The organism is Chondromyces apiculatus DSM 436, from assembly GCF_000601485.1.
GTDB lineage: Bacteria > Myxococcota_A > Polyangia > Polyangiales > Polyangiaceae > Chondromyces > Chondromyces apiculatus.
On the sequence record NZ_ASRX01000051.1, the window covers coordinates 1 to 13,319 of the forward strand.

Genomic DNA, 13,319 nt, shown 5'->3' on the forward strand with positions numbered 1-13,319 from the left:
CATGCCCCCCCTGCCCCTGGACCAAACCCACTGGATCACCGCCCCCCCAGGTGAGCCATCCATGGACCCACCGCCCCAGACCATCCCTCCCCGGAGACACCCCAGATCCACGAGAAACCCCGCATCCAGATCAGGCCAACCCCAGAGCCGCCCTTGGCACGAACCCTGATAGAGTCCCCCAAGTCACGTTCGCGAGCCGAAGGACGGTGGAGGACTCCGATGATCCAGATGAATGCGTCGAGGACCCAGGCAGGCAGCGACTGGAACTCCGACATGTGGGGCGCCGTGTCGCTCTGGCCGGGCGATAAGGTGTACTGCGGCAGGCCTGGCCAGAGCATCTACTACACCAATGCCGAGACCATCCGCGGCTTCGCCACCTCCCCCGAGGACATGTGGGAAGCCCTCCAGGTCCCGGCGCACGCCCGCTTCGGCTACCGCATGGAGATCGAGGAGTACGAGGTGCTCTACCCCGTGAGCGTTCCTGCAGGCCGCTGTCGCAACAACGGCGTCTTCGGCGGCGGCGGTGGCTTCCAGTTCATGATCGTCGAGCACCAGCAGCTCCTCCGGTCCACTGGCCGCGTCCTCGACCTGCGTCGCGGCGCCCACCTCATGGTCTGAGCCTTCACGAGAGGGACGTCCGCCCACTCGGCCCCGTCCCCTCAGCCCGGCTTCAGCTTCGGCTCCGGTCTCCACTTCCGCCGAGCCACGCACCGACCCTCACCACCCGATCCCTCCTGGCTTTCCAGCGCGTGCGGCAGCTCCGGGCGCGCCCTCCGCAGCCCCGGAAAGCCCTGCCCTTTCCAATCGCTCTCGCCTCCGGCCCCTGCCTACACTCCGCGCTGGCCGACGCCCACGCTGCGCGACTCGGCCTGGAGTCCCACGATGAAGCGTCCCCTTCTCCTGCTGCGCCGCAAGCTCGCGCTCCCCCTGCTCCTCTCTCCCCTGCTGGGCTGCGCGGATCCGGATCCCGTGGCCACCGAACGACCGGACGTCGACGAGATCCCCGCAGAGGACATCCTGCGCGTCCATTACTACCGCCCCCTCGGCGATTACGCAGGCTGGGAGCTGCTCCCCACCGGAGACGTCGCCGAACGCCTTCCCGAGAACCTCGTCGTCCGCCAGGGAGAGGCCGACGACTTCGGCGCCGTCTTCGTCATTCCCACCCGCCCCGACGCGCAGACCGTGCGCTTCACCATCGCCAGTGGCGCCGACACCGCGCCGGCCGGCGAGATCGAGGTCCGCGTCCCCGAGCTGGGCAAGGAGGTCTGGGTCTTCTCCGAGAAAGCGCGCGCCTTCACCGAAGCGCCTGCGGTCCCCGCGGAGGACACCGCGATCGTCTACTACCGCCGCCCCGATGACGGCTACGACGACTGGGGCCTGCACCTCTGGGGCGACACCGCCACCCCCACCGACTGGTCAGCGCCGGTCCTGGCCAGCGGCGAGGATAGCTACGGCGCCTGGTACGAGGTCCCGCTCGCGGAGAACGCCGCCCAGGTCAACTTCATCATCCACCAGGGAGACGCCAAGGATCCCGGCCCGGACCAGGCCCTCAGGCTCGCCGAGGTGGGCCGCCGCATCTGGGTCCTCTCGGGCGACCCCACCTTGTACACCTACCCTGCGGAGTCCCAGGTGCTCGCCGCGATGCAGGCCCACTGGGTCGACCGCGACACCTTTGCCTGGAAGCTCCCCGTCGACGCGGCAGCGCTCGAAGGCGCCACCTTCACCCTCGTGCATGCCCCCGCGGGCGGTATCCGCGGCGAGGAGGGGCGCGTCACGGGAGGGAGCGAGGAGCTCACGCTGACCCTCGATCCCGCTGGCCTCGGCGACGCCGCGCGCGCCAGGTTCCCCCACCTCGCCGGGCACACCGCCCTGCGCTTCCCGAGCGAGGCTCAGGCGCGGCTGCCGGAGCTGCTCAAGGGCCAGCTCGTCGTCGTGGCCACGCTTCCGAGCGGCAAGGTCCTGGCGACGGGCGTCCAGCTCCCGGGCGTGCTCGACGACCGCTTCGCCACGGACAGCCCCCTCGGCGTCGACCTCTCCGGTGGCGCGCCGACCCTCCGCCTGTGGGCGCCGACCGCGCGCGCCGTGCGCCTCCACCTCTTCGACACCCCGAGCGGCGACGCGACCGAGATCGTGCCCATGACCGAGGCGCAGGGCGTGTGGCGCGCCGACGGCGACCCGGGCTGGATGGCCCGCTACTACCTCTTCGAGGTCGAGGTGTTCGCCCCCTCGACGGGCAAGGTGGAGACGAACCTCGTCACCGATCCCTACGCGCTGAGCCTCTCCATGAACAGCCAGCGCAGCCAGATCATCGACCTCCACGACCCTGCGCTCGCCCCCCTGGGCTGGAGCACGCTCGCGAAGCCGCAGCTCGCCTCGCTGCGCGACACCACCCTCTACGAGCTTCACGTCCGCGATTTCAGCATCCACGACCTTTCCGTGCCGGCCGGGCACCGGGGCAAGTTCCTGGGCTTCACCCACCCTGCTTCCGACGGCATGACCCACCTCACGGGCCTCGCCCAGGCCGGCCTCACCCACGTGCACCTCCTGCCGACGTTCGATTTCGCCACCGTGAACGAGGACGAGGCGCAGCAGCAGAGCCCCGTCATTCCGGCGGGGCTCTCCCCCGATTCCCAGGAGCAGCAGGCGGCGGTGTGGGCATTGCGGGATCAGGACGGCTTCAACTGGGGTTATGACCCCTGGCATTACACGGTCCCCGAGGGCAGCTATGCCACGGCGCCGGACGGCCCCGCGCGGATCGTCGAGTTCCGCAGCATGGTGCAGGCCCTCAACCAGGCCGGCCTCCGGGTGGTGATGGACGTGGTCTACAACCACACCAGCGCCGCAGGACAGAACCCGCGCTCGGTGCTCGACCGCATCGTGCCCGGCTACTACCACCGCCTGGACGACAAGGGCGCGATCAACACCAGCACCTGCTGCCAGAACACCGCCACCGAGCACACCATGATGCAGCGGCTCATGGTGGACTCCCTGCTCACCTGGGCGACGGCCTACAAGGTCGACGGCTTCCGCTTCGACCTGATGGGCCACCACATGAAGGCCAACCTGATCGAGGTGCGGGACCGGCTCGCGGCGCTGACCCTGGCGAACGATGGCGTGGATGGCTCCCGGATCGTGCTCTACGGCGAGGGATGGGACTTCGGCGAGGTCGCCGGCCAGGCGCGCGGGGAGAACGCGACACAGGCCGGCATGGCGGGCACCGGCATCGCCACCTTCAACGACCGGCTGCGCGACGCGATTCGTGGCGGTGACCCCTTCGACAGCGGCGCGGCGCTCCAGCGGCAGGGCTTCGCGACCGGGCTGTACACCGCGCCGAATGCCCACGATCAGGGGACCGAGGAGGAGCAGCGCGCGCTCCTGCTCGACGCTGCGGATCACATCCGCCTCGGGCTCGCGGGCAACCTGCGGGATTACGAGTTCGAGGACCGCAATGGCGTGCTCGTGACCGGCAAGGACCTGACGTACAAGGGCGCCCCCGCGGGGTACACGGCAGCGCCTGGAGAGGCCGTCACGTACGTCGAGGCGCACGACAACCAGACGCTGTGGGACATGCTCCAGGTCAAGGTCGCCGCCGGGACGACGCTCCCGGACCGCGTGCGCCTCCAGAACCTCTCGGTGAGCGTGTGCGCCCTCGGGCTCGGGGTCCCGTTCTTCCACGCGGGCATGGAGATGCTCCGCTCGAAGTCGCTGGACCGCGACAGCTTCAACTCCGGCGACTGGTTCAACCGGCTAGATTTCACCTACACCACGAACAACTGGGGCGTGGGGTTGCCGCCCGCGGAGAAGAACCAGGATAGCTGGGATCTCCTCGGAGCGCTGCTCGCGAACCCGGCCTTGCAGGTGGATCAGGCGCATATCGTCGGCGCCGTCGCCCATTTTCAGGAGGTGCTGCAGATCCGGCGCAGCTCGCCGCTCTTCCGCCTGGAGACGGCCGAGGCGGTGAGCGCGCGGGTGCGGTTCCACAACACGGGGCCGGACCAGGTGCCGGGGGTGATCGTGATGGCCATCTCCGACGAGGTCCCGGGGCAACCGGACCTCGACCCGGCCACGGGAGGCGTGCTGGTGGTCTTCAACGCGCGCCCCGAGGCGGTCACCCTGCCGCTCGCCGGCTTTGACACGGCGGGGCTCTCGCTCCACCCGGTGCAGGAGAACTCCGCGGACGGGATCGTGAAGCAAGCGCTCTTCACCGCCGGCAGTGCGCCGACGGTGATGGTTCCCGCACGAACCACGGCCGTCTTCGTGGGGACCGGGCTGCCCTGAGCGCCGCGCGCGGAGGAGCAGCCCGGCCTGGCTGGAGGAGCTAGCAGCTCAGCTCAGGTCGTGCCGGAGGAACCGAACCCCGGGGTGGCGAGCCCGCCGCTCCCGAGGGTCGGCGTGACCGGCGTCTCCTCCAGCGCGGCGGCGATCACCTGGCTCATGTCGTCGGCCAGGATGATCGTGAGGTGGTCACGGACCTCCTTGGGTACGTCCTCGAGATCGCGGGCGTTCTTCTGGGGGAGGATCACCCGCGTGATCCCCGCCCGGTGCGCGGCGAGCACCTTGGACTTGATGCCGCCCACGGGGAGGACCCGGCCGCGCAGCGTGCATTCACCCGTCATCGCCGTGTCGGAGCGCACCCGCCGCCCGGAGAGCAGCGAGGTGAGCGCGGTGAACATGGTGACGCCCGCCGAGGGGCCGTCCTTGGGCACGCCGCCCGCGGGGACGTGGATGTGCAGGTCCTCCTGTTCGAGCTGGGCGACGTCGACGCCGATCTCCTCGGCGTGGCTGCGCACGTAGGTCAGCGCGGCCTTGGCCGACTCCTTCATGACGTCGCCGAGCTGGCCGGTGATCTCCAGCCTCCCCTTGCCCGGCATGCGCGAGGTCTCGATGAACAGGATGTCCCCGCCGACCGGCGTCCACGCCAGGCCCGTGGCGACGCCAGGGACCTGGGTGCGCTCCGCGATCTCGCTGAAGAACCGGGCCTTGCCCAGGTACTTCGGCAGATCGTCCACGTCCACGTGCAGGCGCGGGAGCTTGCCGTCCGAGGCCCGGGCGACCTCCAGCGCGAGCGCCCTGCACAGCTTGGTCAGCTCGCGGCCGAGCTGCCGCACGCCGGCCTCCCGCGTGTAGTCCCGGAGGATGGCCGCGAGCGCCACGTCGGTGATGGTGAGCGCGCTCGGATCGATGGCGTGCTCCCGGAGGTGCTTCGGGATCAGGTGAGAGCGGGCGATCGCCGTCTTCTCGTCGGCCGTGTAGCCGCTGATCTCGATGACCTCCAGCCGGTCGCGGAGCGGCGCGGAGAGGGACGACAGGTCGTTCGCCGTGCAGACGAAGAGCACCTCGGAGAGGTCGAAGGGCAGCTCCAGGTAGTGATCCTGGAAGGTCTTGTTCTGCTCGGGATCGAGGATCTCGAGCAGCGCTGCCTCCGGCGAGCCCCGGTAGCTCGTCCCGAGCTTGTCGATCTCGTCGAGGAGGATGACCGGGTTCTTCACCTTGGCCTTCTTCATGGCGTGGATGATCCGGCCGGGCAGGGCGCCCACGTAGGTGCGCCGATGCCCGCGCAGCTCCGACTCGTCGTGCACGCCGCCGAGCGAAATGCGCACCAGGGGCCTACCCGTGGCGTCGGCGATGGACTGTCCGAGCGAGGTCTTGCCGACCCCTGGAGGGCCCGCCAGGCAGAGGATCGTGGCGCGCGTCTTCCCCGCCAGCTTGAGCACGGCCATGTGCTCCAGGATGCGGCGCTTCACGTCGTCGAGGCCCCGGTGGTCCTCGTCGAGCTTCTTCGCCACGGCGTCGAGATCGGTGCCCGAGAGGGTGTGCTGCTCGGCCTCGCTCGCGCCCGCGCTCCCGGCCCGCTTGCTCCAGGGCAGATCGGCGATCCACTCCAGGTAGGTCCGGATGACGTGATGCTCCGCCTGCTGGGGGTTCATGCTCTCCATGCGGCGGAGCTCGCGATCGACCACGGTGCGGGCCTCTTCGGAGAGGCCTGCCTCGTCGAGGCGCCGGCGCAGGGCGGAGAGGTCGTCGCCCTCGTCGCCGAGCTGCCGCTGCAGGGCGCGGATCTGCTCGCGGAGGATGGCGTCGCGCTGGTTCTTGCCGATCTCCTTGCGCACGTCGGCGTCTGCCTTGCGCTTCAGGTCGGCGAGGTGCACCGCCTCGTTGAGCAGCTCGGCCACGAGCTTCACCCGGGGCACGACCCGCAGCTCGGAGAGGACCTGCATCTCCTTGTCCGTGCTCATCCCGAGCGCGGCGGCGATGAGATCGGCGTACGAACCTGGCTCGATCTTGGCGGCGGCGACGTCCGCCAGGTTCGAGCCGAGCTGCGGACCGAGCTCGCGCGCCCGGTCCCGCAGGGCGGTCGCGACCACGCGCCCTTCCTCGGCGTCCCCCGCGAACTCGGGAGCCACGTTGCCCTCGGCGAGCCAGTAGGGGTCGTGCTGCACGAGCGCCGTGAGCACCATCCGGTCCAGGCCTTCGAGGGTGAGCCGGTAACCGCCGTTCGCCACCCGGGCCACGTCGACCACGCGGGCGAAGACGCCGATGTCATGCAGATCGTCGCGCTGCGGATCCTCGACGCGCGGGTCGCGCTGGGCGACGACGCCGAGGATGGCGCCCGCCTTGATGTCGGCGAGCAGCGCGACCGAGCGAGAGCGCCCCACGGGGAGCGTGATGGACGTGCCCGGGAAGAGGACGCCGGTGCGGAGGGGGAGGAGCGGGAAAGGAGAACGCGGCGCGACGCCGCCACCACGGAGCTGGCTCATACGCACACCTTGTCGATGGCGGGCCCGCGTCGAAGCGGCGTCCGCCGGTGAAGAGGCTTCTGGAGGGTGGCCATCGCCGTATGCGTGGGAAGCTCTCCTCGAAGCCGTGAACCGAAACTAAATTCGTTCACAGCTTCGTCAAGGCTGAGGCCGAACTTCGTGCGAATAGGCCCCCTGTCCCTCACGGCCGCCGGACCAGCCCGTGGAGGACGAGGGCGTGCATGGCGGCGAGCTGACCCGGGATGGCGTCGCGGGGCGTCTTGAAGAGCCATGGTGGAGAGAAGCTCATGTAGGCGCGCAACAAGGTGCTGGCGGCGAGCTCCACGTCGGGCACGTCGAGCTCCCCCGTGCTCGCGCCCTCGCGGAGCAGGCTGCCGAGCAACGCGCGCTCCTCGCCGAGGAAGCGCTCGTGCGCGGCCTGGACCGCACGGCTCTGGCAGTGGAGGAGATCGCCAGCATGACCGCCTGCCTCGGCAGCCGCGAGGAAGGCCTCCACCCGGGCGTCGAGAACGTCCTCCAGCCGCGCCCGCGCAGAGCAGCCCGGCTGCGACGCCGCGAGGCGCATGGCGTCGAGCACGCCCTCGTAGCGGGCCCCCGAGATCGCGAGGATGATCGCGTCCTTGGAGTCGAACTCCAGGTAGACGGTCCCGACCGCCACCTCGGCCTCGCGGGCGATGTCCGCGATGGTCGTCTTGCCCGGACCGTAGCGGTCGAGGAGCCGCTCCGTGGCGTTCAGGATGCGCTGGCGGCGCTCGCTACCTGCGGAGGGTTCCCGATCCATGACGCCCGGGATCCTCGGGGTGATTCCAGGGAAACCGCAAGCGTCCTGTGGACGTGGCATGGCGCATCCCGCAACGAGCATGGACTTTTCTGCCTGAGTGGCGCCGCGTTGAGCATGCCCACGCGCTGACCTAGCATCCATCGCATGCGCACGGCTTCGGTGTTGGTTGGTTGCCTGCTCGCTCTTCCTTTCGCCATCGCCGCTTGCTCCGATGGGCCGGTCACCCCTGCACCGGGAACCGAGACCTCGTCGGGCTCCGGAGCGAACAGCGGGACCGGTGGGAGCGGCGGTGACGACGGGACGGGAGGGAGCGGCGCTTCCTCCTCGCAGGGCGGCGGAGGCACGGGAGGAGAAGGCGGGGAAGGCGGCGCCTCGGCGTGCACTCCGGAAGGCCCCTTCGATGGCGACCCCATCAACGCCACGCCCGAGACCTGGACGTGGGTCGGCGTGCCGGAAGCGCACTGTCGCAATCGCTCGGAGACGGGCTTCGGCATCCGGCTGAACCCCGCCTCCGACAAGCTGGTCATCTTCCTCGAAGGCGGAGGCGCCTGCTTCAACGGCGCGACCTGCCTGGCGAACCCGCAGGCTTACACCGAGCAGAACTTCAACACCTGGAAGGGTGGCAACGGCCCCGGGGGCATCCTCGACAACGACAACGACGACAACCCCGTGCGCGACTGGAACATGGTGTTCGTGCCCTACTGCACGGGCGACGTCCACTCGGGCAACGCGACCGGCGTGAATGTTCCTGGGCTCGGGGCCCCGCAGAACCAGTCGTTCGTGGGGTACGCGAACATCGGGCACTACCTGCGGCGCATCATCCCGACGCTCCCGGAGCTGAGCCAGGTGCTGCTCACCGGCACCAGCGCTGGAGGCTTCGGCGCGGCGTTCAACTACGACCGCGTCGCGCAAGCCTTCTGCCCCACGCCCGTCACCCTCGTGGACGACTCCGGGCCCGTCATGTCCGACGAGTACCTCGCTCCCTGCTTGCAGCAGCGCTGGCGCACGCTCTGGGGCCTCGACGGGACGCTCCCTGCCGACTGCGCCGAGTGCACGCCGAGCAACGGGGGCGGGCTCCTGAACTACACGGTGTACCTCGGGTCCAAGTACCCGGAGCGCCGGCTGGGGCTGATCTCGTCCTTGCAGGACAACACCATCCGGACCTTCTACAGCTACGGGAACAACAACTGCGCCGGGATCGAGGGGCTCCCCGGATCCATGACGGGCGCCGCCTACACCGCGGGCCTCACCGAGCTGCGTGACGACTACCTCACCAGCACCACGAGCTGGGCGAGCTACTACATGTCGGGCACTGCCCACACGATCCTGGGCGGCAACGGCTACTACAGCACGACGGTGGCCGGGGTCTCGCTCACCGGGTGGGTGGCTTCGCTCCTCGACGAAGCGCCTGCCACCCACGTCAGCCCCTGAGTGGCGCATCTAGCGCCAGGGAGGGGACGCCGAGCCGAGCGCGTCCCGGGTCCCTGGCGTGACCTCTGCATGCACTCGCGGGGGTAGCGACCATCGGGAGCGTAGGGACCGAAGGTCCCTGCCCCAGGGTACGCAGTACTCAGGTCGACTCGACCAGCTCGCGCAGGAGCTTCTCGTTGCGCTGGAGCGCCTCCTCGGCCTGCTTGCGCTTCGTGCTCTCCTGGGCGAGGTCGTCACGCAGAACCGTGTTCTGCAGCGAGAGCGAGGCCAGGAACTCGAGGATGGACAGGCGGCGCAGGATGAAGGCGCCGTGCACCAGCCGGTTCTCCAGGTACAGCATGCCTCCCACCTCGCCGGGGCTCTTCATGAGGGGCAGGCAGAGCACCGACTTCGGTTGCTCGCGGGTGAGGTACTCGTCCGCGCCGAAGGCGTTGCGCTCGGCGAGGTTGCTGATCAGCACCCGCTCTCGGGTCCGCTGGACGTAGTTGATGATGGCCATCGGGATGCGGGTCGCCGCCGGCGCTGCGCCTCGCTCGAACACGCGGATGTTGATGCCCTCGCGCCCCACGATCCCCTCGGCGACCAGCCGGAGCCCGTCTCCGGAGAGGAGCAGCAGGCAGCAGCGGTCAGCGCCCTCGTGCTCGATCACGAGGCGCATCAGAGACCCCATCATCTCGGCGGGGGTCATGTCACCCGACAGCGCGCGCGACACCTTGACGGCCGTCTGCGCGTCGACCGCCTCGGCGGCCATCTTCATGACGCCGTGGCTCGTGGCGCGACGCTGCTCCTGGTCGAGGACGAGCGCATACTGCTGCTCGAGGTGGCGCACCTTGGCGCTCGCGCCCCAGCGTGAATATGCCGAGACCGCCTCGCGCAGGTAGAGACCCGGCAGGCCGGTGTAGTTGTTGCCAATGTAGAACCGCGCCGCGAGCTCGCTCGCCAGGGCTTCCTGGTGAATGAACCGGTTCTGCCGGAAGCTGCCGATGGCCTGATCGTAGAAAGACGCGGCTTCCAGGGTCCGACCTTCGAGGCGCGCGAGTTCCGCCGCGATGAGCGATTGCTTGCCCGAGAAGTTCTCCGGGCAATTCTTGGCCCATTGGCGGAGCCGCTCCAGGTGGTCCGCGAGCTTGCCCCGGGTCTCGGCCTGCAGCGCCGGGGTCATTGCCTGAAAATGGGCGGCTCTGGCCAATGCAGCATGGTAGTGGTACTCGGCCAGGAGCAGCGTTCCCTCCCCGCCTGCCGCATTGCGCTCGGCGTCTGCCGCTGCCTGCACCGCCTCCTCTTGAGCGTCGGCCAGGAAGCAGGCCTGCATCTTCATCGTGTAATAGAAGAGCCTGACGGTCGGGAAGCTGTCCTTCTCGATGTGGGCTTCAAACGCCTGGGTCTCGAAGCCCTCCCCGTCCAGAGAAGCCAGGCCGTCGGTCGTCCCCCGCATGGCCTGCACGAACCGCAGGAATGACGTGACCACGTCGGCCGTGAAGCCGAGCTTGGCCTTGTTCATGTAATCGAGTGCCGCGACGCACGTCTTCAGCACCTCGTCCAGCACGTCACCGCGCACCAGCAAGTCGAAGCAGAGCTGCACGTGGTTGAAGCTCCCCCACGTGGTGCTCCCGATGTCGTTCGCCGCCTGGACCCCGATGCGTGCGTACTCGATCGCGGCCTGCAGATGCCGGGTCCACACCACGATGGCGGTCCCGACCATGTTGGCGACCTCGGGCTTGTACGTCGCCGCGTTCATCACGTCCGTCAGTTCGAACCCCACCCGCCCCATGCGGTCGCCGTCCTCGTAGGCGCCGAGCCGGACGCAGAACGCCTTGCCGACGCTCGCGTACCCCATCCCCGAAGCTTCGGTGTTGCCGTACGCCAGGCTGAGCTGGGACATCTTGCATACCAGCATGTCGCTGAGATTGGGGTCCGTGTAGTACGCGGAGGCGTACATGACGGCCATCACGTTCATCAGGACGATCTTCTCGGGCTCCGTCATCCTGGGCTGCTTCACCAGGTCCTCGGGGCTCCGCTCGCGGAAGGTGCTTTGCAGCTCCGTGAGCTCGGCAATGAGCTCTTCATTCGTCGGCTTGCGGGAGATGTTGAGTTCGAGAAGCGCGAGACATTCGAGCCCGGTGTCGATGCAGCGTTCATGCTCGGCGTGAGTCGTATGAATCTGCATCTGGACACGATAAACGGCGGCCTTGTCGAGCGGCGTACGGGCCCGCGCGAGCAACATGATCGACAGGTTCCTCGCCTGCTCGAAGTCGCCGTTGAGGAAGGAAGCGTCGGCGAGATCGAGGTGGAGCGCAAACCCCAATGCGTCGTTGTCCTCTGTCCAGTCGGTGCCTCCGATGAGCACGCACCCCGCAGTGAAGTACGTCACCGCGGAGCCATAAGCGCCGGAGACCTTGGCCTTCCGGCCCGCCCTCAGGTTCATCGACGCCACCCTGCGCCGCTCGTCGGCGTCGGTGATGAGGGCAGCGCCGATGTTGAGCTGGTTCGTGATCTCGAACAGGCGCGCCTCGAGCGCCGCCTCGGGCGTCTGCACGAGAAGCAGGCGCCCCACGCGGAGGTGCGTCTCCGCGCGCTTGTCCTTCGGGATCAGCAGGTATGCCGCCTGCTGCACGCGATCATGCAGGAACTTGTAGGTGCTGGCTCGCCGAACGATGAGCCCCTCACGGATGGCGGGGCCGAGGTCGGCGTGGGTCTTCTGTGGCGACTGCCCGTGCATGCTGGCCAGGATGTCGGCCTCCACCCGGCTGCCAATGCATGCGGCAAGGGTGAGCACGCGCTGGGTGTCCGGCCCGAGGCGCTTCAGGCGGCTCAGCACGAGATCGACGACGTTCTCGGTCAGCTCCTGGGCCTCGATCTCCTCGATATCGTACCGCCACGCATTGTGGGCAGGGTCGACCCGGATGAGCTTCTTGCGGTACAGGTCCGCCAGGAACTGGCCCACGAAGAAGGGATTGCCGCCAGTCTTCTGGGCGAGCAGTCCGGTGAGCGGCGCCGCGTAGAGCTCATCGCAATGCAGGGCGTCCATGAGCAGCGACATGACGTGCTCGTGCTGCAGCGGACCGAGGAAAATCGTGGAGATGTTCGCCCCGGCGGAGCGGATCCCTTCCAGCGCCTCGATGAGGGGGTGCGACGGGGTCACCTCATTGTCGCGGTAAGCACCAATCACCAGCAAGTGCCGCGCCTCCGGCGTCGAGATGAGGTGCCGGAGGAGCCGCAAGCTCGCCGGATCTGCCCACTGGAGGTCGTCCACGAAGAGAACGAGGGGGTGCTTGCGCCGCGCGACGGCGCCGATGAAGGCCTGGAACACGCGAAGAAAGCGGGTCTGGGCCTCGGCCAGGGGCAACGAGGGTACTGGCGGCTGCTCACCAATGATCACCGCGAGCTGCGGGACGATATCGGTGATGAGCCTGCCATTCTGCCCGAGCGCTTCCAGGATCCGACGCTTCCACGCCGACAGCGACTCCGGGCTCTCGGTCAAGAGCTGGCGCACCAGCTCTCCGAACGACTGCGAAATGGTGCGGTAAGGGACATCTCGCTGAAGCTGCTCGAACTTGCCGGAGATGAAGTTGCCCCGCTCTCGCACGATGGGCGCCTGCACCTCCCTGACCAGCGAGGTCTTGCCGATGCCGGAGTACCCAGCCACGAGCACCAGCTCGGCGGCGCCGGTCCCGATGACGCGCTCGAACGCCTCCAGCAAGATGGCGCGCTCGCGCTCCCTGCCGTAGAGCTTCGCAGGGATCTGGAGCTTGTCCGAGAGATCTGCGGTGCGCAGCTCGAAGGGCTCGATGTTTCCCAGCCTGTCCAACCTGGACAGGCACGTCTGCAGGTCCGTCGCCAGCCCCAGCGCCGTCTGGTAGCGGTCCTCGGGAGCCTTCGCGAGGAGCTTCGAGAGGATCTCCCAGAGGATCCGGGGAGCCTCGGGCACCGCTTCCAGCAGCGAGGTCGGCGCCCGCGCGATGTGGCAATGCACCCATTCCGGGGCGTCGTCGGCTTCGAACGGGCGCTTGCCGGAGTACATCTCGTACAGCGTCACGCCGAGCGAGTAGAGGTCCGTGCGCTGGTCCGCCGCCTGCTCGACGCGACCTGTCCGCTCCGGGGCAAGATAGGGCAGCGAAGCAGGGAGGATCTTCGGCTCTTCTCCGGGTTCCAGCTCACCAGCCGAGGAGGCCAGCCCGCCCTGGAGGTCGACGGCCCCGGACTCGGGGTTCACGAAGACGTTCGCGGGTCGGATGTCCAGATGTAGCGAGCCTGCCTGATGAATTCTCGACAGCGCCGACGAGAGCTGGATGGCTTGCTCCAAAAATCGACGAAGATCCATGGTATTCCTGGTGAGCGTTGAGGCTTGC

At 68.7% G+C, this 13,319-nt stretch carries 6 protein-coding genes; 3 read left to right on the plus strand and 3 right to left on the minus strand.

The window, feature by feature from the left end; all coding sequences use genetic code 11:
• Window positions 1-219: 219 nt before the first annotated feature.
• Together CAP_RS28010 and pulA are read left to right on the plus strand one after the other, a co-directional pair.
• Window positions 220-618, plus strand: a complete 399-nt coding sequence (locus tag CAP_RS28010) for a hypothetical protein (protein WP_044246641.1) — start codon at window positions 220-222, stop codon at window positions 616-618.
• A 264-nt stretch (window positions 619-882) separates the two neighbouring features.
• Complete coding sequence (gene pulA, locus CAP_RS28015; protein WP_052376134.1) at window positions 883-4,278, plus strand: pullulanase-type alpha-1,6-glucosidase; 3,396 nt, start codon at window positions 883-885, stop codon at window positions 4,276-4,278.
• 53 nt (window positions 4,279-4,331) lie between these two features.
• On the opposite strand, the gene lon is transcribed toward pulA, so the two are convergent.
• Together lon and CAP_RS28025 are read right to left on the minus strand one after the other, a co-directional pair.
• Entirely contained in the window at window positions 4,332-6,758 is a 2,427-nt protein-coding gene (gene lon, locus CAP_RS28020) for an endopeptidase La (protein ID WP_044246643.1), read from the minus strand.
• Between the two features lie 181 nt (window positions 6,759-6,939).
• Window positions 6,940-7,539, minus strand: a complete 600-nt coding sequence (locus tag CAP_RS28025; RefSeq protein WP_044246646.1) for a TetR/AcrR family transcriptional regulator — start codon at window positions 7,537-7,539, stop codon at window positions 6,940-6,942.
• A 144-nt stretch (window positions 7,540-7,683) separates the two neighbouring features.
• On the opposite strand from CAP_RS28025, the gene CAP_RS45700 reads away from it, so the two are divergent.
• Window positions 7,684-8,970 (plus strand): pectin acetylesterase-family hydrolase, encoded by a 1,287-nt coding sequence (locus CAP_RS45700; RefSeq protein ID WP_052376137.1) that lies wholly within the window; start codon window positions 7,684-7,686, stop codon window positions 8,968-8,970.
• Between the two features lie 139 nt (window positions 8,971-9,109).
• Here the strand turns inward: CAP_RS45700 and CAP_RS28035 are convergent, their stop codons facing one another.
• Window positions 9,110-13,291 (minus strand): AAA family ATPase, encoded by a 4,182-nt coding sequence (locus CAP_RS28035; RefSeq protein WP_044246721.1) that lies wholly within the window; start codon window positions 13,289-13,291, stop codon window positions 9,110-9,112.
• Between the last annotated feature and the right edge of the window lie 28 nt (window positions 13,292-13,319).